This window comes from Streptomyces albus subsp. albus, assembly GCF_000719865.1.
GTDB lineage: Bacteria > Actinomycetota > Actinomycetes > Streptomycetales > Streptomycetaceae > Streptomyces > Streptomyces albus_E.
On sequence record NZ_JOID01000007.1, the window covers coordinates 34,068 to 57,219 of the forward strand.

General features: G+C 72.5%; 24 protein-coding genes and 1 pseudogene. 9 read left to right on the forward strand and 16 right to left on the reverse strand.

Going from position 1 to position 23,152, the window contains the following annotated elements; genetic code table 11:
- The first annotated feature begins 108 nt into the window (after positions 1-108).
- The 4 genes from IF83_RS0107845 to IF83_RS0107860 are packed head-to-tail and all read left to right on the forward strand — an operon-like array spanning position 109 to position 4,503.
- A complete protein-coding gene (locus IF83_RS0107845; protein WP_030543334.1) occupies positions 109-1,206 on the forward strand; it encodes a sugar ABC transporter substrate-binding protein in 1,098 nt (365 codons plus the stop codon).
- A 42-nt stretch (positions 1,207-1,248) separates the two neighbouring features.
- The gene (locus tag IF83_RS0107850; RefSeq protein WP_037679128.1) at positions 1,249-2,025 is read left to right on the forward strand and encodes an ATP-binding cassette domain-containing protein; all 777 of its coding nucleotides are present in this window, start codon (positions 1,249-1,251) and stop codon (positions 2,023-2,025) included.
- Positions 2,022-3,293 carry a sugar ABC transporter permease gene (locus IF83_RS0107855; protein WP_030543336.1) on the forward strand — a complete coding sequence of 424 codons (1,272 nt, stop codon included), beginning with the start codon at positions 2,022-2,024 and terminating at the stop codon, positions 3,291-3,293. Before IF83_RS0107850 ends, IF83_RS0107855 begins: the two co-directional genes overlap by 4 nt.
- A 13-nt stretch (positions 3,294-3,306) precedes the next feature.
- Positions 3,307-4,503, forward strand: a complete 1,197-nt coding sequence (locus IF83_RS0107860; protein WP_030543337.1) for an ROK family transcriptional regulator — start codon at positions 3,307-3,309, stop codon at positions 4,501-4,503.
- Positions 4,504-4,587: 84 nt separating this feature from the next.
- Here IF83_RS0107860 and IF83_RS0107865 read toward each other — a convergent pair whose 3' ends face one another.
- Both IF83_RS0107865 and ppk2 read right to left on the reverse strand, forming a co-directional pair.
- A complete protein-coding gene (locus tag IF83_RS0107865) occupies positions 4,588-5,253 on the reverse strand; it encodes a VanZ family protein (RefSeq protein WP_244176928.1) in 666 nt (221 codons plus the stop codon).
- 187 nt (positions 5,254-5,440) lie between these two features.
- Complete coding sequence (gene ppk2, locus IF83_RS0107870) at positions 5,441-6,322, reverse strand: polyphosphate kinase 2 (RefSeq protein WP_051722561.1); 882 nt, start codon at positions 6,320-6,322, stop codon at positions 5,441-5,443.
- Between the two features lie 295 nt (positions 6,323-6,617).
- On the opposite strand from ppk2, the pseudogene IF83_RS31810 reads away from it, so the two are divergent.
- Positions 6,618-6,937: pseudogene (locus IF83_RS31810) on the forward strand (transposase family protein); the annotation flags it as partial.
- Between the two features lie 128 nt (positions 6,938-7,065).
- Here the strand turns inward: IF83_RS31810 and IF83_RS0107875 are convergent.
- Together IF83_RS0107875 and IF83_RS33650 are read right to left on the reverse strand one after the other, a co-directional pair.
- The gene (locus IF83_RS0107875; RefSeq protein WP_158711011.1) at positions 7,066-7,572 is read right to left on the reverse strand and encodes a hypothetical protein; all 507 of its coding nucleotides are present in this window, start codon (positions 7,570-7,572) and stop codon (positions 7,066-7,068) included.
- A complete protein-coding gene (locus IF83_RS33650) occupies positions 7,563-8,768 on the reverse strand; it encodes a hypothetical protein (RefSeq protein WP_158711012.1) in 1,206 nt (401 codons plus the stop codon). Before IF83_RS33650 ends, IF83_RS0107875 begins: the two co-directional genes overlap by 10 nt.
- A 591-nt stretch (positions 8,769-9,359) precedes the next feature.
- On the opposite strand from IF83_RS33650, the gene IF83_RS0107880 reads away from it, so the two are divergent.
- Positions 9,360-10,055, forward strand: coding sequence for a DUF4230 domain-containing protein (locus IF83_RS0107880; protein WP_030543341.1), 696 nt, complete (start codon positions 9,360-9,362; stop codon positions 10,053-10,055).
- 204 nt (positions 10,056-10,259) lie between these two features.
- Here IF83_RS0107880 and IF83_RS0107885 read toward each other — a convergent pair whose 3' ends face one another.
- From IF83_RS0107885 to IF83_RS0107895, 3 genes are all read right to left on the reverse strand, one after another.
- On the reverse strand, positions 10,260-10,457 hold the full coding sequence (locus IF83_RS0107885) for a DUF4236 domain-containing protein (protein ID WP_030543342.1): 198 nt from the start codon (positions 10,455-10,457) through the stop codon (positions 10,260-10,262).
- A 129-nt stretch (positions 10,458-10,586) separates the two neighbouring features.
- The gene (locus tag IF83_RS0107890; protein WP_030543343.1) at positions 10,587-11,030 is read right to left on the reverse strand and encodes an SRPBCC family protein; all 444 of its coding nucleotides are present in this window, start codon (positions 11,028-11,030) and stop codon (positions 10,587-10,589) included.
- 80 nt (positions 11,031-11,110) lie between these two features.
- Entirely contained in the window at positions 11,111-12,022 is a 912-nt protein-coding gene (locus tag IF83_RS0107895) for a putative protein N(5)-glutamine methyltransferase (RefSeq protein ID WP_030543344.1), read from the reverse strand.
- Positions 12,023-12,555: 533 nt separating this feature from the next.
- On the opposite strand from IF83_RS0107895, the gene IF83_RS0107900 reads away from it, so the two are divergent.
- Entirely contained in the window at positions 12,556-13,128 is a 573-nt protein-coding gene (locus IF83_RS0107900) for a methanogen output domain 1-containing protein (protein ID WP_051722562.1), read from the forward strand.
- Positions 13,125-14,756, forward strand: a complete 1,632-nt coding sequence (locus IF83_RS31100; RefSeq protein ID WP_051722563.1) for a PP2C family protein-serine/threonine phosphatase — start codon at positions 13,125-13,127, stop codon at positions 14,754-14,756. Before IF83_RS0107900 ends, IF83_RS31100 begins: the two co-directional genes overlap by 4 nt.
- Before the next feature lie 144 nt (positions 14,757-14,900).
- On the opposite strand, the gene IF83_RS0107910 is transcribed toward IF83_RS31100, so the two are convergent.
- Together IF83_RS0107910 and IF83_RS29985 are read right to left on the reverse strand one after the other, a co-directional pair.
- Complete coding sequence (locus IF83_RS0107910) at positions 14,901-15,473, reverse strand: DUF1360 domain-containing protein (protein WP_078843272.1); 573 nt, start codon at positions 15,471-15,473, stop codon at positions 14,901-14,903.
- Positions 15,474-15,603: 130 nt separating this feature from the next.
- Complete coding sequence (locus IF83_RS29985; RefSeq protein ID WP_347877095.1) at positions 15,604-15,858, reverse strand: DUF5133 domain-containing protein; 255 nt, start codon at positions 15,856-15,858, stop codon at positions 15,604-15,606.
- Between the two features lie 317 nt (positions 15,859-16,175).
- Between IF83_RS29985 and IF83_RS31105 the strand changes: the two genes are divergently transcribed.
- The gene (locus IF83_RS31105; protein WP_051722564.1) at positions 16,176-16,802 is read left to right on the forward strand and encodes an acetoacetate decarboxylase family protein; all 627 of its coding nucleotides are present in this window, start codon (positions 16,176-16,178) and stop codon (positions 16,800-16,802) included.
- Between the two features lie 164 nt (positions 16,803-16,966).
- On the opposite strand, the gene IF83_RS31110 is transcribed toward IF83_RS31105, so the two are convergent.
- The 7 genes from IF83_RS31110 to IF83_RS31115 all read right to left on the reverse strand — a co-directional run bounded on the left by IF83_RS31110 (position 16,967) and on the right by IF83_RS31115 (position 23,132).
- Entirely contained in the window at positions 16,967-18,475 is a 1,509-nt protein-coding gene (locus IF83_RS31110) for a serine/threonine-protein kinase (protein WP_051722565.1), read from the reverse strand.
- A gap of 182 nt (positions 18,476-18,657) precedes the next feature.
- On the reverse strand, positions 18,658-19,449 hold the full coding sequence (locus IF83_RS0107930) for a slipin family protein (RefSeq protein ID WP_030543351.1): 792 nt from the start codon (positions 19,447-19,449) through the stop codon (positions 18,658-18,660).
- A gap of 2 nt (positions 19,450-19,451) precedes the next feature.
- The gene (locus IF83_RS0107935) at positions 19,452-20,870 is read right to left on the reverse strand and encodes an NfeD family protein (protein ID WP_078843274.1); all 1,419 of its coding nucleotides are present in this window, start codon (positions 20,868-20,870) and stop codon (positions 19,452-19,454) included.
- Positions 20,871-21,011: 141 nt separating this feature from the next.
- Entirely contained in the window at positions 21,012-21,815 is an 804-nt protein-coding gene (locus tag IF83_RS0107940; protein WP_030543353.1) for a VOC family protein, read from the reverse strand.
- Positions 21,816-21,950: 135 nt separating this feature from the next.
- On the reverse strand, positions 21,951-22,232 hold the full coding sequence (locus IF83_RS0107945; RefSeq protein WP_030543354.1) for a hypothetical protein: 282 nt from the start codon (positions 22,230-22,232) through the stop codon (positions 21,951-21,953).
- A gap of 92 nt (positions 22,233-22,324) precedes the next feature.
- Positions 22,325-22,546 (reverse strand): hypothetical protein, encoded by a 222-nt coding sequence (locus IF83_RS0107950; protein WP_030543355.1) that lies wholly within the window; start codon positions 22,544-22,546, stop codon positions 22,325-22,327.
- A gap of 169 nt (positions 22,547-22,715) precedes the next feature.
- Positions 22,716-23,132 (reverse strand): SSI family serine proteinase inhibitor, encoded by a 417-nt coding sequence (locus IF83_RS31115; RefSeq protein ID WP_051722566.1) that lies wholly within the window; start codon positions 23,130-23,132, stop codon positions 22,716-22,718.
- Positions 23,133-23,152: the final 20 nt, after the last annotated feature.

The following is a 23,152-nucleotide window of genomic DNA, read 5'->3' on the forward strand; positions in this document are numbered from 1 at the left end:
CCACCAACGCCCGCGAACCGGTCGAGAGCGCGCTTCTCATCCCGTAAGGCTCCCGTAGAACACCGTGCGGACGGTTGTCCCGTCGCACCCGCAGAAAGGACCCTGCCCATGCGCAAGGGACTCCTCCTCACCGTCGCCTCGGCGACCCTGCTCGCCTCCACTCTCACCGCCTGCGGCGAGGACTCCTCCTCGGACGGTGCCGCCGGTTCCGACGGCAAGAAGCCGAAGATCGGCGTGATCCTCCCGGACAGCAAGTCCTCCGACCGCTGGGAGACCGCGGACCGGAAGTACCTGGCCGCGGCCTTCAAGAAGGCCGGTGTGGACTACGACATCCAGAACGCCCAGGGCGACAAGCAGACCTTCCAGACCATCGCGGACCAGATGATCACCAGCGGGGTCGGCGTCCTGATCATCGTCAACCTGGACAGCGGTACCGGCAAGGCCGTCCTGGACAAGGCGAAATCGCAGGGCGTCGCCACCATCGACTACGACCGGCTCACCCTCGGCGGCTCCGCCCAGTACTACGTCAGCTTCGACAACGTGGAAGTCGGCCGGCTGCAGGGCGAGGGCCTCGGCAAGTGCCTGGCCGAGCAGAAGGTGAAGAAGCCGATGGTCGCGGAGCTCAACGGCTCCCCCACCGACAACAACGCCAAGCTGTTCGCCGAGGGCTACGACGGCGTCCTCGACCCGAAGTACAAGTCGGGCGAATACGCCAAGGGCCCCAACCAGTCCGTTCCGGACTGGGACAACGCACAGGCCGGCACCATCTTCGAGCAGATGCTCACCAAGGAGCCGGGGATCGACGGGGTCCTGGCCGCCAATGACGGTCTGGGCAACGCCGCCATCGCCATCCTGCGCAAGCAGAACCGCAACGGCAAGGTGCCGGTGACCGGCCAGGACGCCACCGTCCAGGGCCTGCAGAACATCCTCGCCGGCGACCAGTGCATGACCGTCTACAAGGCCGTCAAGAAGGAGGCGGACGCCACCGCCGAACTCGCGATCTCCCTGGCCAAGGGCGAGAAGGCCGAGACCAACGCGACCGTCCGCGACCCCGAGGGCAAGCGGGACGTCCCGGCGGTGCTGGAGACCCCGGTGGCCATCTTCAAGGACAACGTCAAGGACGTCGTGGACGACGGCTACGTGACCAAGGCGGAGCTCTGCACCAAGAAGTACGCCGAACTCTGCGCCGAGGCCGGCATCAAGTAACCCGTCCCGCCGCGGGTCCCGACCCCAAGGAGCCATCCCTCCATGACCGCCACCCCGATCCTGGAACTGCGCGGGATCGACAAGAGCTTCGGCCCGGTGCAGGTCCTGCACGACGTCAACTTCACCGCCCACCCGGGGGAGGTGACCGCGCTCGTCGGCGACAACGGAGCCGGCAAGTCCACCCTGGTCAAGTGCATCGGCGGCATCCACTCGTTCGACTCGGGCGAGTACCTCTTCGAAGGCCGGCCGGTGCAGATGCACAGCCCGAGGGACGCGGCCGCCCTCGGCGTCGAGATCGTCTACCAGGACCTGGCGCTCTGCGACAACCTCGACATCGTCCAGAACATGTTCCTGGGCCGCGAGAAGCGCAGCGGGCTGATCCTGGACGAGGCCACGATGGAGGAGATGGCCGCCGAGACCCTCGCCGGCCTGTCCGTACGGACCGTCAAGTCGGTGCGCCAGCGGGTCGCCAGCCTCTCCGGCGGCCAGCGGCAGACCGTGGCCATCGCCAAGGCCGTGCTGTGGAACAGCAAGGTCGTCATCCTCGACGAGCCGACCGCCGCGCTCGGCGTCGCCCAGACCGCGCAGGTCCTGGAGCTGGTCCGGCGGCTGGCCGACAACGGCCTCACCGTCGTCATCATCTCGCACAACCTCAACGACGTCTTCGCGGTCTCCGACCGGATCGCGGCCCTCTACCTGGGCCGGATGGCCGCCCAGGTCAGGACGACCGACGTCACCCACGCGCAGGTCGTGGAACTGATCACCGCCGGACGCAGCGGGGATCTGGGCCTCGCCACCACCAACGGAGCCACCGCATGACCACCGCCGTCCACCAGGACCCGCCGCAGCCCCAGCAGCAAACCGCCAAGCAGCCGCCGCCCGCCGCCCCCGGTCTGCGCACCACCGTCCGCGACTACGCGGCCCGGCTCCGCGGCGGCGACCTCGGCGCCTTCCCGGCCGTCCTCGGCCTGGTCGTGCTCTGCCTGGTCTTCGCCATCCTGCGGCCGGTCTTCCTCTCCAACCTCAACTTCGCCAACCTCCTGACCCAGGGCGCCGGCAGCATCGCCATCGCCATGGGCCTGGTGTTCGTCCTCCTCCTCGGCGAGATCGACCTGTCGGCCGGCTTCGCCAGCGGTGTCTGCGCCGCCGTGCTGGCCATCCTCCTCACCGACATGGGCTGGCCCTGGTACGGGGCCGTCCTCGCGGCCGTGCTCACCGGTGTCCTCATCGGCCTGGTGCTGGGGTTGCTGGTGGCGAGGATCGGCATACCCTCGTTCGTGGTCACACTGGCCGCCTTCCTCGCCTTCCAGGGCATCGTGCTGATGCTGCTGAAGGAAGGCACCAACATCTCGATCAACGACAAGACGATCCTGGCCATCGCCAACGACAACCTTTCCCCCGCGCTGGGCTGGGCCCTGCTGGCGGCCGGTGTCGGGGCGTTCGCCTTCGTCCAGTTGCGGCAGGCGGCGAACCGTCGCCGGCGGGGCCTCAGTTCCGCCCCGCCCTCCCTGCTCGCCGTCCGGATCGGCTCCCTCGCCGTCCTCGGCGGCGTCGCCGTCCATCTGCTCAACCAGGAGCGCAGCCGCAACGTCCTGGTCGACTCGCTCAAGGGCGTGCCGATCGTGGTGCCGCTCATCGCCGTGCTCGTCGTCATCGGGACGTTCGTGCTCCGGCGCACCTCCTACGGCCTGCACATCTACGCCGTCGGCGGCAACCCCGAGGCCGCACGGCGGGCCGGGATCAACGTCTCCGCGATCCGGGTCTCCGCCTTCGTCATCTGCTCGACTCTGGCGGCGGTCGGCGGCATCATCGCGGCCTCCCGCGGCAACTCGGTGGACCCCAACACGGGCGGCAGCAACGTCCTGCTGCTGGCGGTCGGCGCGGCGGTCATCGGCGGGACGAGTCTCTTCGGCGGCCGCGGCCGGGTGGTCGACGCGGTGCTCGGCGGCATGGTGGTCGCCGTCATTCAGAACGGCATGGGTCTGATGGGGTACAGCTCGGGGGTCAAGTACGCTGTGACCGGCTCCGTCCTGCTGATCGCCGCCGGTGTGGACGCGGTGTCCCGCCGCCGAGCCGTACAGCGATGAAGTCGGAGCACGGATGAAAGCCGGTCCCTCGCAGGAGGAGGTCCGCCGGCAGAATCTCAGCAGTCTGCTCCGCCACATCCACCTCGGCGGCCCCGCCTCCCGGGCGGCCCTCGCCGAGCGCATGGGGCTCAACCGCAGCACCATTCTGGCCCTGGTCAGCGAGCTGACCTCGGCCGGTCTGGTGCGTGAGGAACTCCCCCGCGAGACGGGGCGGGCGGGCCGGCCCTCCCTGGTCGTCAAGCCCGAGGGCACCCGGGTGTACGTGCTGGCCTTCGATGTGGGCGTCGACTACCTCGCCGCCGCCCGCATCGGGCTCGGCGGTGCCTTCCTCGACCGCCGCGAGACCACGTACCCGGGGATCGGCATGCACCCGGGCGAGGCGGCCGGCATCCTCGCCGGGCACGCGAAGCAGATGATGGCCGCCGCGCCCGCGGACGCCGTGTGCGTCGGCGCCGGCGCGGCGGTGCGCGGCATGGTCCGCCATCCCGACGGCCTCGTCCGCTCCGCCCCCAACATCGGCTGGACGGACGAGGACTTCGGCGGGGACCTCGGCGGCCGGCTCGGCCTCGGCCTGCCGGTGCTGCTGGACAACGAGTCCAACCTCGGCGCCCTGGCCGAGCACCTGCGGGGCGCCGGTACGGGCCTGGACGATCTCATCTACCTGCACGGCGACATCGGCATCGGCGGCGGCGTCATCACCGGCGGCCGGCTGCTGCGCGGGAGCAGCGGGTACGGCGGCGAGGTCGGCCACATGATCGTCAACCCGCGGGACGGCCGGCGCTGCGGCTGCGGCGCCCGCGGCTGCCTGGAGGCCGAGGCCGGGCAGAACGCGCTCCTTGACGCGGCCGGACGCGTGCCGGCCACCACGGGCCGGCAGGCGGTGCGGACCATCATCGAGGCCGCCGACCGCGGCGACATCACCGCCCGGTCCGCGCTGCACACCGTCGGGGACTGGCTCGCCATCGGCATCGCCAACCTCGTCAACCTCTACAACCCCGCGGCCGTCATCTTCGGCGGAACCCTGCCGGACATCTACCTGGGCGCCGCCGCCCACATCCGCAGCAGCATCAACACGCACACGCTGGCCGCGGCCCGGGAGAACGTCCGCTTCCGCGTCTGCCGGCTCGGCAACGACACGATTCTGGTGGGCGCCGCGGAGCTGGCCTTCACGCATCTCTTCGCCGACCCGCTCAACCACCGGTCGCAGTAGGGGACTTCTTTTCCGCGACCCGGTGCTTCCACCCCCGCGCCAAGCTGCGGGCAGCCGGGCGCGGGCGGCAGGGGCGCCGCGCCGTCAGGTGCGCGCCGGGCCGTCGGTCCAGCGGTGCCACCAGTGGTGCCGCCGGGGATGCACGGCGCGGCCCAGACGCCGGCCGAGGAGGAGGTAACCGATCAGCGCACCGGTGGTGTTGAGGATGACGTCGTCGATGTCGAAGGCGCGGCCCCGGACGAGCGAGCCCTGGGCGAGCTCCACCAGCACCATGACCACCGCGGTGGTCAGGGCCACGCGGATGAGTCCCCGGGTCTTGGGGAGCAGCACGGGCAGCAGCAGGCCGAAGGGGAGGCCGAGCAGGATGTTGCCGCCGATCTGCTTGACGGTGTCCTGGAAGGCGGGCTGTTCGAGGTAGTTGCGGATGGAGTCGCCGGGGCGCAGGTTGCTGTGGATCAGATCCTCGCTGGCGACGGAGGGTTCGAGCGTGAGCCGGGCCAGGACGACCGCGAACGCGACCATCCCGGCGAAGGCCACCAGCATCACGAGCACCCGGACGAAACCGGTGGGCCCGGAGCGCCGGTCCCCCGAGTCGGAGGCGCCGCTTCCGCGCCCGCCCGCCTTGGCCCTCGCGAGCCCGCCCCCCGGCCTTCGGCGCGCTGTGGTCGCGCTCCGTTTCGTCGCGCCCGCCTCGGCCTTGCCGTTCTTCCGTTCAGTCGTCGGCGTCTTGCCGAACGGTACGCGTACCACGGTGCCACCCCCAGGGTCGTCTTGCTTCGTGGGCACCGGTTACCCGGAGTCAAGGAGCACATGCGAGAGCGCCGGTGAGGGCGGCTGTGGGCCGGGGCGGGGCCGTCCCCGGCCCCGGGGAGTCACCGCCCGTGCAGGGATCCCGGCACGGGGTCGGCTCTCCGCCCCGCCCGCGAGACGCTCGGCCTCACGACCGTTTTCCCGCTGCTCCCGGCAGGGAGGAGGCGTGGTCGGGCACATGGGTCTGGGTGTCGCGCGGCGGCCGCCGGTAGCCGGTGGACGGCGGGCGGGGCGGCAGGCTCAACTCGCGCCGCTGCACCTCGTGATAGGGGACGGTGGCGAGCAGATGGGCGATCATGTTGATGCGCGCCCGCCGTTTGTCGTCCGCGTCGACGACATACCAGGGGGAGTCGGGGAGGTCGGTGTGGGCGAACATCTCGTCCTTGGCCCGTGAGTAGTCCTCCCAGCGGATGCGGGACTCCAGGTCCATCGGTGACAGCTTCCACCGCCGCGTCGGGTCGGCCATACGTGAGCGGAAGCGCCGTTCCTGCTCCTCGTCGCTGACGGAGAACCAGTATTTGCGCAGCAGGATGCCGTCCTCGATGAGCAGCCGCTCGTAGACGGGGCACTGGCGCAGGAAGCGCGCGTGCTCCTCCTCGGTGCAGAAGCCCATCACCCGCTCGACTCCGGCCCGGTTGTACCAGCTGCGGTCGAAGAGGACCAGCTCGCCGGCGGCGGGCAGATGCTCGGTGTAGCGCTGGAAGTACCACTGGGTGCGCTCGCGTTCGGTAGGCGCGGGCAGGGCGGCGACCCGGGCCACGCGCGGGTTCAGATACTCGGTGACACGTTTGATGGCACCGCCCTTCCCGGCCGCGTCGCGGCCCTCGAAGAGCACGACGAGCCGTGCGCCCGTCGCGCGCACCCACTCCTGCATGACCACCAACTGCTCCTGCAAGCGCAGCAGTTCCTGCTCGTAGACCGGGCGGGGCAGCCGGGCGGGCCGGCCGCTCGGCGCGGTGCCGGCGGGCACGGTTCCGGCCGGGGTCCGGTCACGGGGCTTGTCGGGCATGTGCGTCCTCCGGGGTGGGGCGGGTGTGGTGCGGTGGTGTGTGCGGCGTGTGCGGCCTCCGTGTCCGGACGGTCCGGGACTCGCCCCGGGTGATCCGGACACGGCGAGGGCGGCCCGGGGACACTCTGCCGGGCCGCCCTCGCACTTCCCCCCTGTTCTACCCCCTCGCTCCTCTCCTCGTACCCCTATGGCGCCGCCCCCCAAGGCCGCAGGACCAGGCTGCCGTCTCGCACCGGCCCGGCACAGTGCCGAACGGGGAAGGCTCGGGGAGCCAATGGGCCCTGTTTCGAACGGACCGGGCCGGACCCACGACCTGACCGCAGCCCGCACTCACAAGATCATCCGAATCTGCGAACGCCAGGGCGTCCCGGACCGCGCCGACATGGCCTACATCGGTGCCGGAGACTGGGTCACCACCGCCAAACGCCGCCCGCCGAACGGCGACCTCACACCCACCGAGCGCACGGCCAACCGGGCTCTGTCCGCCGCCCGGGCACCCGTCGAACGCGGAGTCGCCCACCTGAAATCCTGGCGACTCTTCCGACACGCCCGTTGCAGCCCACCCTCCTCACCGCAGTCGCAGCCGCCGTCCTCACTCCGGAGAGGCAACGCTGAACAAGTTTACTGTGTCCTGCTTGAAGCTGGAATTCAGGGCTCGTACGCACTTGCCAGATCTCTCGACGGTGCGCAAACACCGGCTTCTGATGCTGGGCGACGGTCACGGTAAGCCACCTTGGAGCCGGCTACTTGAGAGCCAGCACGGCGCTGAACAGCATCAGCGTAAGCGCGGCGACCTCCAGCAGGAGCGCCGCGAACAGCACTCGGGCTCGTATCCTGTTGATCTGGCTCAGGCGGAGCAGTATCCGCACCTGAATCCTGCGTTCGGACCGGAGATCCTCCTGATCGCGGGAGTTCCAGTTCGGGGCATCCAATACCGCCATGAAGTCCGTGGCTTCGATGACAGGTGTGCGCAAAGGCAGGTTTATGAGTAGCCCCACGGCGGCAGCGACGGCAAGCGCGATGAGGGCCAACACAAGAAGTGATGTGGTCCCCGAGGACCGGGCAGCTGCGTTCTGCGCACCCCGTAGGGAGATGAAGCCGAGGACGATTGCGACCAGGGTGCCCGAAGTTGAGATCACCGCGATGCCGCGCTGTTCCAAGGACGTCTTCTTGCTCCGTTCCTCGGCGAGTTGGTCGGTCAGGAGCATCTCGTATGGGGCGGGGGATGACGTGGCGCCCATCAGCTCCACCCCGTCGTGAGCCTCGGGCGAGAGCGCTGCGGGCGACTCAGGACGGTGATCGGCCAAGCGCATCGCCTCGGGGAGAGCAGGCCCCGCGCCCCTGACTCCGTGAGGCCCACTTCTACGGCAGCAGCGGCGACGGCCTTGCCGAGTTGCAGCTCTTGTTCGAAGGCAGCGAGCTCAGACCGGGTGCGATCGATTCTCTGCTCAAGAGCAACTTCGGCAGCCGTCATCATGGCCCAACGTTGGACCGCTGCATCAGTTTCCGGATAGCCGTTGTTGAGCCGCCTTAACGCTCTGCCCAGCTTGCGCGGCAGTCGTCCGAATGTGCCTGCTTCTCGAAGCCGTCGTCGAAGCTCTCGTGCTGTGGTGGCCTCAGCCTCGCTCAGGGGCCCTGCGATCTGCAGTCGCTGACTCATCCAGCGTAGCTGTCCAGCCTCTTGGCGGGAGGGGGTGACGTCGGCAACCTGGGCAAGGTCGCGTGCAATCCGGCCGGTGAGGTCTGCCCACTGCTGTCTGACTGCCTCTGCTCTCTGCTGCACGGTTCCGCGGCCTGGTGTTGCCCGTAGCTCCCTGTACTGCCTGATGGCGTGGAGACGTTCGGCGTCCTTCTCTCTGCATCGGGCGGTCGCTGGTTCCATCTGAGTCTTGATGAGCTTGAGCAAGTGATACACGCTTGTGCCCTCCTCCAGCGCAAGGGCATACACCTCCTCTTCCGCAAGCGAAGCGATGACCAGGCACGGCAGGAGCGACTCAGAGATGCCGAAGAAGGATTGCAGGGCGCTGACCGATGTGTTCAGCCTGTTCTGACAATCTTCGAGGGGGTCGGTACGGAACGGCGTGATGACTGCCCGGCGCCTCCGATGCGGGTCCACCATGGTGGTGGATAACGGGCGAGAATCACCGCGGGTGAGAGACAGCCGGTGGCCGCCGTGAGGACATCTGATACCCGCCACACGAGTCTGATAGCTGTTACGCACATCCTCGGCGATCGTGACTGCGCCACCCTCCGATGGCACGATCACGCCGAGGTATCGCTCGGTCAGGTCATGGATGTCACTCCAGTTCCTGAACAGACCCCCCTGGATTTCCGGATCGTCTGCCGTTCGGGATACGAGGAATACCAATCCGGCGAATCCGCCGTCACACAGCCTTCGGAAGGACAGATCCAGAAACCTGTCGATAGGCATGAAGGTACTCAACACGGCGACTCCCCAAACAAATTGGGCGCCGATCCCGGCGACGGTACGCGAGCTGCGATGGACATGTAGTTGCTGTGATTCTTGAGAAGGGAGAGTGGGCGAGTGGCGTCTGCTCAGCGAAGATTTACGCGAAAAGGTGTGAACCGCTCCATGCGTGAGCAGGCCGGACAGGCCGCGCCCGGCCACGGACAAACGCGAAGCCCCTGGTAGGAACAAATCTGCCAAGATCATGTCCACGGAAAACGAAACCTGGAAGTGATCACCGTTGGGGAAACCTCACTGACCACGATGAGCGTGAGTCCCACGGGGTTATCGGCATTGTAGACGTGTCGGTTCGTCCCCCACCTGCTCTTCTTGAAGACCGGCTCGTCGGGATCGAGAGGTTTGAACACGGGTCGGATCCTGGAGCGCCACCGGCATCGGCGCCGGTCCGCTCGGTGACGGGGCACGGAGGGAGCGCCCCGTGCTTCCGGTGCTTCGGCCGGGCGCGGATCGCGGGACTGCGCGTTCCGCGGCCGGGGCATACGGGCGTCAGGTCCACAACAAGGTTCGCATCGACGGCCGGAACAACTACGCCGCCCCGGGAGGCTCACCGTGGTCGCACAGAGCGAGACCCAGCCCGCTCCCCCCGCCCCGCCCGGCCGGTCCCGCCGCTTTCCGTGGTGGGCCAGAGCGACCGCCGGACTCGCGGCGCTGGTCCTGCTGTTCACCCTCGTCACCAGGGCGGATGTCCTTCCGGACCTGGACAGCCTCTTCGGGGAGGAGACGCACGACCGGTCCGGTCCGGCCCTGCTGGAGTCCATCCAGGACATGAGCCGCTACGAGGGCGCCTCCGGCAACTTCCAGGTCGTCGTCGATCTGGAGAAGGACACCAAGTACCTGCCGGACTCCATCCGGGGGACCAGGACCCTCTACGTCGGTACCGGCAGCGTCAGTTCCTATGTGGACCTCGGCGAGCTCGACGAGCGCGCCGTCGTCGTCAACGAGGACCGCACGGAGGCCACGCTCCTGCTCCCCCGCGCGCGGTTGGGGAAACCCGCCCTGGACGCCGACCGTTCGTATGCCGTGTCGAAGCAGCGCGGGCTGCTGAACCGGCTCGGCGACCTGTTCTCCGACAACCCGAACGACGAACGCGCCGTCAACCGGCTCGCCGTCCGTCACATCGCCGAGGCAGCCGAGGAGAGCGAACTCGCCGAGCGCGCCGAGAAGAACACCACCGCGATGCTCCGCGGGCTGCTGACCTCGCTCGGCTTCGAGAAAGTCACCATCCGCTACGGCGAGCGGGGTTGAGCGGGGGCGCGGCTCCTCTCCCCCGCTTCCCCCGCTCCCTCGGTTCCGTCCGCTCCGTCCGCCCGCTTGTCCTTCCGCCTGCCCGCCCGTCCGCCCATCCGGTGCGGATGGGCGGCGAAAAGGCCGACGACCCCGTCCTCCGGGTCGCCGGCCTTCGCCGTTCCGTCCTCCGCCCGGCCCGTGCCGGGGCGCGCGCCGCGCGGATCAGTGCCCGCTCCGCCCGGTCGTCTTGCGATAGCCGAAGGGGCCCGGCAGATCATGGCTCGTGGTGGTGCGTCCGGTCGTGCTGTACGTGCGCTTCGGGCCCTTGCCCGATCCGAACGTGAGCGACATGGAGCGGCGGTTGAGGTTCAGCCGCACTCCGGGCAGGATGCGGAAGCTCTTGCGGAAGGTGACGGGCACGGTTCCTTCTCCTCACTGCCCTCCGGCGAGGGCTCGACTGTCCGGTCGGCCTTCTTCTGCCCCGGGAACGCCGGAAGGTGCGCGTGACCTGCCACCGAGTCCCCTGGCCGGGACTCCGGTGACGCCTGTTCAGCCGGTGGCGAGCAGCCGGGTGAGGACGCGGCCGAAGAGAAGGCGGCCGGCCAGGGCCGTCGGACGGTCGAAGAGCCGCGGCAGCCCGGTGATCCGCAGATCCTCGCTCCAGAGCACCTCGGAGCCGGCGCCCCGGGCGCACACCTCGATCCCGGCCCAGCCGGTCACGACCCGGCCGCGCTTCTCCATCCGGCAGCGGCCCGGCCGGCCGTCCCCGGGCGGCTCCCAGAGGACGACCTCCATGGGATCCGCGAACGCCACCCGCCCGGCACCGGTACGAGCCGTGAAGACGGTGCCGGGGCGGGTCGGTGCGGGCGGGGGCGGGGAGACCGTGATGCGCGTCAGCGGCACATGGTCCGCGTGCCGTTCCCAGTCGGTGACGCGCCGCCACGCCTCGTCGGCGGGCAGCGGCGTACGGCGCGTGATGCGGAAGAGGGCCACCGGACGACTATAGGCACCGGCGCCCTCCCGCCCCGGCACGGCCGGGCCGGGCCGGGCCGGGCCGGGCCGGGGCGGCACGCTCAGCGGCCGGGGCCCGGGCCGAGGGGAGGCCGGGTGCCGGTGACGACGGTGGCGTCCAGCTCCTCGGAGTGGTCGACGCGGGGTATCAGCCCGGCGCCGGCGAGGGCCGCGGCGGTGTCCGGTGCCTGGTGCTCGCCGGTCTCGATCAGCAGGCGTCCGCCGGGCGCCAGCCAGCGCGCGGCCCCGGCGGTGACCCGCCGCTGGATCTCCAGCCCGTCGGCGCCCCCGTCGAGCGCGACACGCGGTTCGTGGTCGCGCGCCTCCGGCGGAAGCAGTCCGATGGCGCCGGTGGGCACATACGGCGCGTTGGCGACGAGGATGTCGATCCGGCCGCGCAGGCGGGCGGGCAGCGGCTCGTACAGATCGCCCTCGTGGACCCGGCCGCCGGCGGGTGCGAGGTTGCGGCGGGCGCACCGCACCGCGGCCGGGTCGATGTCCACGGCGTACAGCTCGGCCCGCCCCAGCGCCTCCGCCAAGGCCGCGCCGACGGCGCCCGAGCCGCAGCACAGATCGACGACGACGGGCGCCGGGCCCCCGGAGGCGATCCGGCCCTCCGACGGGCCGCGCGCCGCCGCGCGGTGGACGAGGAACTCGGTCCGGCGACGGGGGACGAAGACACCCGGATCCACGGCGACGCGCAGACCGCAGAACTCGGCCCAGCCGAGGACGTGTTCGAGGGGCAGCCCTCCGACGCGCTGCTCGACCAGGGCCGTGAGCCGCTCCGGGGTGGACGCCTCGGAGATCAGCAGGCGCGCCTCGTCCTCGGCGAAGACGCAGCCGGCGGCGCGCAGTCTGGCGACGACGACGGCGGCGGTGGCGGCGGCGGAGGGCCGGGGAGCGCCGGCGGGCAGGGAGGAGGGGCAGGAGAAGGAAGAGAAGGAAGAAGGAGACGACGAGGGGAAAAGCGGCATGAGAACCTTCCGGAAACCGAAGGGCGCCTCCCTGTCACCTATCCCGGACGTACGTCGAGTCCACGAGAGGAGGGCACCCGGCCTGCGACAGCGGTAATGGGTCCCACCTCCTCGGTCGTGCACGGCTCGGGACGGCCACACTACCGCAGGCGCGGCCGCGGGCGCGCCGCAACATCCGTGCCCGGCACGGGATATGAGCGGCGGCTCCCCCCGGGTCCGGGCCCCGGACCCGGACCATCGGACCCGGCCGCGGAGGACCGGCGCCCGCCGCCGCCCGCCCCCCGTGCGCTCCGGGGTGAGGCGCGGGGGCCCATGCCGTCCGGAGGCTCGCGGGCGCCCCCGTACGCCGCCGCGCACGGCGCGAGCCGCTCCCGGGCCGGGCATGCCGGGACGTATCGGGGGAAGGGAAGGCAGAGGCCGGGAGACAGCTGTTTCCCGGCCCGGACGTGCGGTGACGTATCGTCTCTTATGACCGGCTTCCCTCCACGGTGGCGTGAGGATCCGGCGTCAGTGCGAACTGCTGGGAGGACCCCATGAACCAGGTTGCCCGAGCCGGGGTCGGCGTGGAGCGTGATGTGTTCATGCGGACGTTGCTGCGGGAGCTGGCCACCTCGCTGGAGTCCGTGATCGGTCTGCAGGAGGCGTCCGGCTACATCAGCCTGGTCGGGCAGTCCGTCGGCCTCCAGCTCAACGACACGTACACGCGGGCCCTCCGGCTGGACACGCTGAACCGCGAGCAGGTCGCCGAGGTCATGGTGGACTTCAAGCAGCGCATCGGCGGCGGCTTCCACATCATCGAGCAGGACGAGGAGAAGATCGTCCTGGGGAGCCACAGCTGCCCCTTCGGCGAGCAGGTGAAGGGGCGTGAGTCCATGTGCATGCTCACCTCCAACATGTTCGGCACGGTGGCCGCCCGGAATCTCGGCTACGCGCGGGTGGACCTGGAGGAGACGATCGCCCGGGGCAGCTCCGGCTGCCGTGTCGTCGTGCACCTGGTGCCGCAGCCGGAGGACCCGGAGGGGGACCCGTCCGCCGCGGGCCGGGAGTACTTCGACGACTCCGCGCTGACCGGCCGTGTCCCCGCGCCGGGCCCGGTGACTGAATGAGCCTGGATCTCTTCCGGGCGATCACCAAGCTGCTGCCGCACCCTGTTCTGCTGGCCACGGCGGACGGGCGGATCCTGGCGGTCAACACCGCCGCGCGGCGCTTGGTGCCCGAGCTGCGGGCGGGTGCCGACCTGTTCGCCCTCGCGGACGGGAACGCCGACGGCCTGCGGGGGCATCTCGGCCACTGGCTGCGCAGCGGGGACCCCCTGCCGGGCTCCCTGAAGATCAAGGACTCCCGCGGGGAGCTCATCCCGTTCCGCTGCCACGGCGCCCGCGCGACCTGGTGGACCGGCCCCGAGCCGGCCATCCAGCTGCATCTGACGCGCCTCGACCACACCGACCAGTTCGTGGCGCTGAGCCAGCAAGTGCTCGCGCTCAACAAGGAGATGGCCTTCCGGCGGGCGGCCGAGGCCGAGCGGGAGCATCTGCTCGTCGCCGAACAGACGGGCCGCATCCGGCTCAACCACCTGTACCGGCTCACCGCCGCCCTGGCGGCCGCGGCGACCCCGGCCGCCGTCGTCCAGGCCGTGCACGACACCGCGCCCGCCGCTCTCGGCGCCCGGTCGGTCGGACTGGCGCTGCACTCCGAGCGGCTGGTGCCGTCCCTCGGCCCGGCGGACAGCCTCCGCGCGGCGGCCGGCGACAGCTGGACCGACCTCGACCACGGCAACACCCCGGCCGTGCCGGAGCAGGGCACCGGACCGGACACGGCGACGGACCGCGCGCACGGGCCGGACGGGCCCGGAGTCCCGGGCAGATTCCTGCGGCTGCCGCTGGAGGCGGACGGGCTGTCGCTCGGTGAACTCACCGTCGACCACGCCGGCGACCACCCGCCCGAGGAGGCCCACGTCACGGCCATCGCCCAGCAGATCGCGCAGGCTCTGCGGCGGGCCGGTCTGTACGAGCACGAACACCGCCTCGCGGAGCGACTGCAGCGCAGCCTGCTGCCCGTCCTGCCAGTGATCGACGGACTGGACGTCGCCGGCCGCTACGCCCCCGGCAGCGACCTCGTCGACGTGGGCGGCGACTGGTACGACGTCCATGTGCTCGACGGCGACCACATCGGGCTCACCATCGGCGACGTCGCGGGGCACGGCCTGTCCGAGGCCACCGCCATGGGGCAGATCAGTGCGGCGCTGCGCGGCATCGTGCTGCGCCACGGGCGGCGACCCGGGGCCGTCCTCGCCGAGCTGGACCACTTCCTGCGCGCCTACCACCCCGGTCGGATGGCGACCGCCTGCTATCTCGTGCTGCACCGGCCGTCGGGGACGGTGCACTACGCCCGCGCGGGCCATCTGCCGCCGCTGCTGATCCACGCCGACGGCAGCAGCAGCTATCTGGACCGGGCCCTGGCGCCGCCGCTGGGCATGGTCAACGATGTGGCCTACACGGAGAGCGAGACGCGCGTCCGTGCCGGGGAGACCCTGCTGCTCTTCACCGATGGCCTCGTCGAGCGCCGCGGCGAGATCCTGGACACCGGGCTCGAACGGCTGACCGGGCTCGCCCGCCGCACGGCCGGGTTGTCCGCCGACGAGCTGTGCGAGGTCTTCCTCCACCACCAGCCCAGCGCCGACAAGCCCGACGACTGCGCGCTGCTGGCGCTGCGCACGACCGGCCCGGAAGCCTGAAACGGCGGACGGCGGACGGCGGACGAGGCGACGAGGCGACGAGGGCCGGCATGCCGAAGGCCGGGGCCCCGGGGAGCGGTCCCCGGAGCCCCGGCCTCCGGCCGTGATGCCGCGGCCCGGTCGCGGCGGCGGCGCGGCCCCGTATCAGCCCTCGACCCGGTCCTGGGTGAAGCTCCAGGCGTACTGCAGCCAGTCGGAGATGGCCACGGCCGTCAGCCCGGAGGTCACCAGCCGGGTTGGCCGCGGGGCGGCGGCGTAGGAGCAGACCAACGCGCCGGAGGCCCAGACGGAGAGGCAGAACGGGCAGGCCAGCAGGTCTCCCACGGCCCGCCGCGCACCGTGCCCGTGCGGTTCGTCCATGACCTCGCCGGCGCTCAGCTCCTCCGTGCGCCGGGTGAACGGCGCCCTGACGAAACCGGCGACCTTGCTCTTGCTGACGAGCCGGGACGCCTTGTAGACGGCCGTGCCCAGGACCAGCAGGTCCCAGGGCGGCACCCGTTCGGGCAGCCGGCGCCCGGATTTCCGCAGGCCCAGGGCGAAGAGGCCGACCCCGGTGGCGAAGCCCGCGGTCAGGGCGGCGTACCCGCCGAGCGGGACCTCGCGGTCCGGGGCGTACGCGCCGCCGGGGCCGCCGGCTGTCCGCGGCGGTCCGTCCGGATGCCGCCGCGGGTGCTCGGGGGGCGGGGTGGGGCGGGGTGGCCCGGGAGGGGAAGGCATCGGTTCTCCGTAACGTGTCGGGTGGGTCGGGCCGTCGGCGCCGCGGCGTACGGCGCACCGGCCGCGGCGCCGCGCCCCGGCGGACCGCGCGCCGGGGTCGTGCGCGAGGGCGCGGCCCCGGCCGCCGGGCTCAGCCGGCGGACACGGTGCCGGAGAGGGAGTCCGGCACCGTGGAGCCGGCGGCGCGGACGGGGACGGACGCCAGCCGCCGCCGGGCCTCGGCCAGGGCTCTGTCGACCGTGCGGGTGCCGGTGGTCACGCAGAGCGTGTACGCGGTGTCCTCCAGGCGCCGGCGCAACTCCGGGCCCGTCTCGCCGCTTCCCGCCACGGCCTGCAGGGTCGTGTAGCGGTCGACGAGGTCGCGCAGGACATCGGGGTGGGCCATCAGCACGATGATCCTCCATCGGAAGAGGGGGTGGTCCTTGCTTCGACTGCCCCGCCCATCCCCGCATATGCCGACAAAGCGAGGGCTGATCGATCCGCGGTTCCGGTGCGCCCGCCGGGGACGGGAAGGGGAGGCGGGCGGACCACCGGACGCCTCCGGGCCGGCGTCCGGAAACGCGGCGCCGGGCGACGGTACGCGCGTGCCGGGCCGGGGAAGGTCCCGGAAGTCCCGGGAAGAAGCCTCGGAAGAGCACCTGAGAAGAGCACCTGATGAGGGCGGCGGAGGCCGCGGAAGACGAGGGAAGGGGAGAGCGAGCGATGCCCGACACCACCGGAGGACGGCCGTCCCATCCGCCCGCGCCCTGGGTGTCCCGGGGCGAGATGTGGTTCGGGCTGCTGCCCGTCCGGCGGCCTCCGGACCTGCCGCCGGACCTCCGCCCGCTCGGGCCGCGGAGCCGGATCGCGGTCGGCGTGGTGCGCTACCGCGAAGGGACCCTGCGCTACGACGAGTTGGCCATGGGCCCGCTGGTGCGCCGGGGCCGCCGGGCGGGGCTGCTGATCCAGCGGATCTGGGTCGACGACGACGCGTCGGTGCGGGGCGGGCGCGCCATCTGGGGACTGCCCAAGGAACCGGCCGAGTTCACCTGGGCCGGGGACTCCGTCCGGGTCGGCGACGCCGGGGGGACGCTGGCCCGGATCGTCTTCCGCCCCGGCCGTGGGCCGCTCTCCGCGCTGCCGCCGGTGCCGGCACTGCTCCCCGGGTTCGGCGGAACTCCCGGGCGGCGCCTGTTCGTTGCCGGACGGCTCACCGGCAGGCCGCGCCGGGAGACCATGACCGTCACCGAGTGGTCGGACCGGCTGCCGCCGCTGCGAGGTGTCCGGGCCCGTCCCTCGCTGGCCTTCCGGCCGTTCCGGATGACGGTGCCCGCGCCGGTGCGCTGCTGAGCGGTTCCCGGGCACTCAAGGACGGTGGCCGCTTGATGTTCCCGTGGGTGACACCCTCCGCGTGCACCGCGGCCGGCCCGGAGAGCAACTGGTCCGGCAGCGGACACAGCGGGGCGGCAACGGCCCGGAGTCGCCGATGAGATGGGCCGGCGAGCCGCCGGGCGTCAGCGCCGGTGCGCTCCCCCGCCGTCCAGGATCTTCGTCCGCTTGCCCCACGCCTTGCCGTTCGCGCCCTTCCCCGGAGCCTCGGCGGTCGTGCCGGTCCTTCCCGTGGTGCCGGAGGTCCGGAACCCATGGGCCCCCCGGGGGGCCTCCGCGGCGGACCGGGCGGAGGCCGCCGCCGGGCCGGGCGTGCCGGACCGGGTGTGCGGGCCCGGGGAGAGCCGTCGCGGCGTGGGACCGGAGGCCGCGGTGGACGCGGCGGGCCCGGAGGACTCCGGGCGGTGGTCCGCCTGCCGGGCCGGGACGCCGTCGCCCCGCTCCGGTGTCTCCGGAGTTCCCGCCCGCTCCGTGGCCGGGGCCCGGTGCGCCGGCTGCTCGGGCCGGGAACCGGCGGGAGCGGACGCGGCCTGGTCGCCGCTGCCGGCGGCGTCGCCCGGAGCCGTCAGCGCGGTGCCGAGAACGGCGGCGAGCACCGCCGTGCCCGTGGCCGCGAGCAGGCGGCGTCCCCGTGCCGGCTGCCGGGGGATCCCGGGCAGGGTGTCGCCGTCGGACCGCCCTGCGGCGGGCCCGGGCCCGGCTGCCACGGCCTCCGCGGCGGCCGGGGCGGCCGGGGCGGCGGGTGCGGCGGCGTCGTACACGAAGCCGCCAGCCGGATGACCGTGGGGGGCGTGGAGGCCCGGGACGGCGGTCCCGTCGCCGCTCAGGGCGGCCAGCGCGGTGCGGCAGTCGTGGGAGGTGGGCCGGGCTGCGGGGTCGAGAGCCGTCATCGCCCGGAGCAGGGCGGCCACGTCGTCCGGCAGGAAGCCGGGAAGAACCGGAGGGCGGTGCAGGCGGGCGATGGCCGCCTCCAGGGGCGCACCGTGGTACTCCAGATCGCCCTTGAGGCACTCCAGCAGGACCAGGCCGAGGGCGTACACGTCCGCGGGCGGCCCGGCTCCCTCCCCCGTGACCTGCTCGGGCGCCATGTAGGCGGCGGTGCCGACCAGCGCGCCGGTGGCGGTGTGCGCGGTCGTGCCGACGAACTGCGAGATGCCGAAATCGGTGAGGTACGGACGGGACCCGGTGTCCAGCAGGATGTTGGCGGGCTTCACGTCCCGGTGGACGATGCCCGCGTCGTGCACATGGGCCAGGGCGTCCGCCAGGGCGGCGCCGAGCCCGGTGACCTCGGGCAGCGGCAGGGGCGCGGTCGCCCGGTCGCGCAGGGTCTGGCCGGCCACCAGCTGCATGACGAGGTAGGCGCGGCCCTCGTGCCGGCCGGTGTCGTAGACGGTGACCAGTCCCGGGTGCCGCAGCCGGGCGAGCAGGAGGGCCTCCTGGGCGAAGCGTTCCTCCATCTCCGGTTCCGTACCGGGGCGGAAGACCTTGACGGCCACCGGCCGTCCGAGGCGGAGGTCCACCCCCGCGTACACGTCCGCGACACCTCCCGAGCCGAGGGGCCGGTCCAGGCGGTACCGCCCGGAGAGGGGTCCGGCGGGGGCCGGCGACAGCGGCGGTGACTGGCAGTCCCACATGCGTACTCCCACACCCCTGGCGAACGGCGGGGCGGCACTTGACGACAACACGGACATCACACGCTGTCGCGGCGTCTACCCGGCGGGACCCGCCCCATCCGCCCGGAATCGGGTCCCCGCCCCGGAGCGGGGCCGGCCGCCCGGGGGTGCGGCACACCGCGGCCGCCCTACCGTACCGCGGGTTACGCCTGCTCAACGTGGGGGCCGGACGGCCGCCCGCGCGTCCCGAGGGTGTCGGCCAGCCGGAGGAGCTCCATCGGCAGCGGGAAGATGATGGTGGAGCTCCGCTCGTCGGTGATCTCGGCCATCGTGGAGAGGATCCGCAGCTGCATGGCCGCCGGGTGCTCCTCCAGCCGCTCCGCGGCGTCCGACAGGGTCTGCGCGGCCTCGAACTCGCCCTGGGCGTGGATGACCTTGGCCCGCCGGTCCCGCTCGGCCTCGGCCTGGCGCGCCATGGCCCGCCGCATCGGCTGGGGCAGTTCGACGTCCTTGACCTCCACGAGGGTGACCTTGACGCCCCACGGGTTGGTCACGTCGTCGATGATGCGCTGGAGCCGCTGGTTGATCTCGTCCCGGTTGATCAGCAGCTCGTCCAGGTCCACTTGGCCGAGGATGCTGCGCAGGGTGGTCTGGGCGATCTGCGAGGTGCCCTTGATGTGGTCCTCGATGGCCACCACGGAGCGGTTGGGGTCGACGACGTTGAAGTACGTCACGGCGTTGACGCGGACGGTGACGTTGTCCTTGGTGATGATGTCCTGCGGCGGGATGTCCATGGTCACCGTGCGCAGGGAGACCCGGATCAGCCGGTCCACCACGGGGATGATGACGATGAGGCCCGGGCCCTTGGCCCCGATGATGCGTCCGAGCCGGAAGACCACTCCGCGCTCGTACTCCGGGACGATCTTGATGGCGGCCATCGCCAGCAGGAGCAGGACTCCCACGGCGGCGAGGATGCCGACCAGTGCTCCGTTCACGGTCACTCCTTCTCGGAAGGCGGCCGGTCCCCGGCGGGGCCGGCCGGTTCGACGACGAGGACGAGACCCCGCCGGTCCACGACGCGGACGAGCTGCCCCTCGGCCGGGGGCGCCTCCCGGCCGCGGATGTCCCACCACGCGCCGTCGAGCAGCACCTGGCCGCGGTCGCCCTCGGCCCGGCGCACCACCACCTCGCGTCCGAGGAGGGCCTCCTCCCCGATGGCCGGCGGTCCGCGCCGGGCCCGCCAGGCCAGCCGCCCGGCGACCAGCGAGCCGGCTCCCACCACGAGCGCGGTGGGCCACAGCACGGCCGGGCCGATCTCCGTCTCCCCCCGGAAGAGGAAGATCCCGGCGAACACCAGGGCGACGGTCCCGCTGGCCGCGAACACCCCGATCCCGGGCGTGAACACCTCGCCGGTGAACAGCGCGGCGGCCAGGAGGATCAGGAACAGCCCGGCCAGGTGGAACGGCAGGACGCTCAGCGCGGTGAAGCCGAGGAGCAGCGCGACGGCACCGATGACCCCGCCGAAGCCCATTCCGGGACTGGCGAGTTCGTAGATGACGGCCAGGGTGCCGATGGACAGGAAGAGATACGCCAGCTCGGGGCGGGCCAGTGTCTGCCGCAGCTCTCCGAAGAAGCCCAGGTCGTACTCCACGACGCGGGCGCCGGCGGTCCGCAGCACCACCCCGCGGCCGCCGCCCTCCGGGCCCACCCGGACCCGGCGGCCGTCGGCCGCGTCCAGCACGGCGCGGCGGGAGGGTTCCACCAGGTCCACCACGTTGTCCCGCAGCGCCGTGCGGTCGGAGACGGAGGTCCCCTCGCGCACCATGTCCTCGGCGAAGCCGGTGTCGCGGCCGCGCTGCTCGGCGATCGAGACGGCGAACGCGGCGGAGTCACCCACGACCTTCTCGCTCGCCTTCTCCCCCTGTCCTCCGACCGGGGTGCCCGCGCCGATGTGGGTGCCCGGGGCCATGGCCGCGATGTGGGCGGCCATCGTGAGGTAGGCGCCCGCCGAGGCGGCGCGGGCCCCGGAGGGCGAGACGTGGACGATGACGGGGACCTCCGCGGTGAGGAAGCCCCGCACGATGCCCCGGGTGGACTCCAGCAGCCCGCCCGGGGTGTCGAGTTCGACGAGCAGGGCGGCGTGGTCCTCGCGCTCGGCCCGGCGCAGCCCCTCGTCGAGATGGCCCTCCACGACCGGGGTGATGGTGCCGTCCACGCGGGTCGCCAGCACCGTCGGTTCCCCCGCCGGCGCGGCTGCCGCCGCCGGAAGGGCCGGGAATCCCGCGAGGACGACGAGAAAGGCCCAGACGCACAGGCGGACGGGGGACGGCGCACGGCCGTAGCGGGGACCGGTGCGGGGTCCGGGGCCGGCCCCGCCGGACCGGGCAGGGGGCTCTTCTTCTGCTGCCCGCGCCATGGATGTCTCCTGAGAGGGCTCGCGCTCCGGCAACGCGCTCCGGGGGCTCCGCCCCTTCGGGGCGCGGCGGCCGGGCGCGGACACCGTGACCCGGGTTCGGTGTTCTCCGGATGCCGGCCGGCGGTGCGCCCGGCCCTGGCGTCAGCTGCCGGAAGGGGAGGGCTTGAGCACCACGAAGTCCGCCCCGAAGGGGTCGGCGCACACGGCCATCCGGCCGACGCCCTCGGCGGTCTCCGGACCCATCGGTACCGTGCCGCCGTTCCCGGAGACCTTCGCGACCGTGGCGTCGCAGTCCTCGACCGCGAACACGGGGTGCCAGTAGGGGCGTCCGCCGGTCGGCTTCAGCTGTTCCGCCGGGAGCTCCATGATCCCGCCGTGCATCCGCTCCTGGCCCAGGCCCCCGGGGGTGACGAGGGTGTAGGAGCCGCCCCCGCCACCGGGCATGTCCATGTCCTGCGTCTCCCAGCCGAGGAGACCGCGGTAGAACTCCTGGGCGGCGGAGGAGTCGGTGGTGTAAAGCTCGACCCAGCACAGGGCTCCGGGCGCGTCCACCGACTCCAGGCCCGGCTCCGTCCCGGGCTGCCAGATGGCGAATTCTCCCCCGAGCGGGTCGGTGAGCTGGGCCATCCGGCCCTCACCGCCCATGTCGGACGGGGGCACCCGCACCGTGCCGCCGGCCCGCTCGGCGGCCTGGGCCGCGGCGTCCGCGTCGGGGGTGAGGAAGTAGACCGTCCAGGCGGGGCGGGCGCCCTCCTCGGTGAGCCGGCCGGCCGCGGCCACCACCTTGCCGTCCCGGCGGAAGACTCCGTAGCCCCCGGCTTCCGGGCCGGCGGGCCGGAACTCCCAGTCGAAGACGGCGCCGTAGAAGGCGGCCGCGGCGTCGAGGTCGGGCGCGCCGAGATCGATCCAGCAGGGGGAGCCGGTGACGAAGTCAGTGGTGATCACGGGGTTCCTTTCGGCGGGCCGTCCGTCCATGTCCGTGGACTCAGCCTGCCACCGGCCACCGGCAGCCGCCCGGCGGCCGTCCCCCGGCCGGCTCATGCGGGGGACGGGCGGGCGTCCGGGCGGGGCGCCGCGCGCCTACCGGTCCGGGGCGTCCCCGAAGTCGTCCTCCGCTCCGCGGATCGTCTCGTCGAAGACGGGAGTCAGGAAGGGGTTCGTGGCCGGGGGCCCGGGGGTCTCCGCCGTGGTGGTCCGCTCCGCTTCGACAGCGGAGAAGAGCGAGGTCGTGTGGTGGATGGGAGGTCTCCGGTTCAGGGGAAGGGCGGCCGTATCGGCCGGCCGGCGCCGCCAGGGGCACCGGTGGGGGGCGGCCGCCCGGTCGCGGGCGCCGCCGTGTGGGGCCTCCGGTACGGGGGCCACGGGGTGGCCGGGCCGTACCGGAAGCCTCACGAGGTGGCCGGCGCGCCCGCGGGGCCGGCCGCTCGCGGGCCGGGCGACGGGCGGCCGGCGCCTCAGAGCTTGGTCATCTTGCTGAAGGGACTCTTGACGCGCGCGCGAAGGCCGCCGAAGTCCACCAGGACCGCGGTCTCGTCCTCGACGCCGATGACCCGGCCGAGGCCGTGCTCGTCGTGAGTGACCCGGTTTCCCACCGCGAACTGCTCGGGCGGCGGCACGACCGGGACGTTGAAGGGGCTGGAGGGCAGGTGGCGCCGGTATCCGGCTGACTTTGACATTGCCTCCAGTATGCGCCAGCGGGCCCCCGGGCGGGAGGTGCGGGGCTCATTACCGTGCGATCCGGTGCGATCCCGGTGCGGACGGGGCCGGAGGGGGGCCGGGGCATCCGGCCGTTCCGAGGTCCGGAGGCGCCGCGGACCCTGGTGCGCGGCGGGGTGAGCCCGGGCGTCAGAACCGGAAGACGCCGTTCGTGGCGGCCGCCGCACAGCCGCGGTTGGAGTACCGCTCCTCGAAGAGGACCTTGCGGGCGCCCCAGTTGCCGTCGGCGCGAACCGTCACCGGATCCCAGAGCCCCGTGCAGCCCCCGGAGCCGGGTTCGATCCGCTCGAAGTACCCGCCCGCCGCTTCCAGCACCGCGCAGGCCGCCTTGGGATCGGGGTGCGTGCCACCTGGCGGGTCGCACTCCAGGGTGACGGTGCTGCGCGGGCCGGACAGCCGGTCCGGGACGATGGTGAGGGTCAGCGAGGATCCGGGCGCGGCGGCCGGGGAGGCGGCCGCGGCCGGTCCGGCCGGGAGGATCGGCAGGGTGAGGGCGAGGGCCGTGGTGACGGCCGCCGTTAAGCCCGGGACGCGTTTTCTCCGCATGGGTCTCTTCTCCTTCGCGA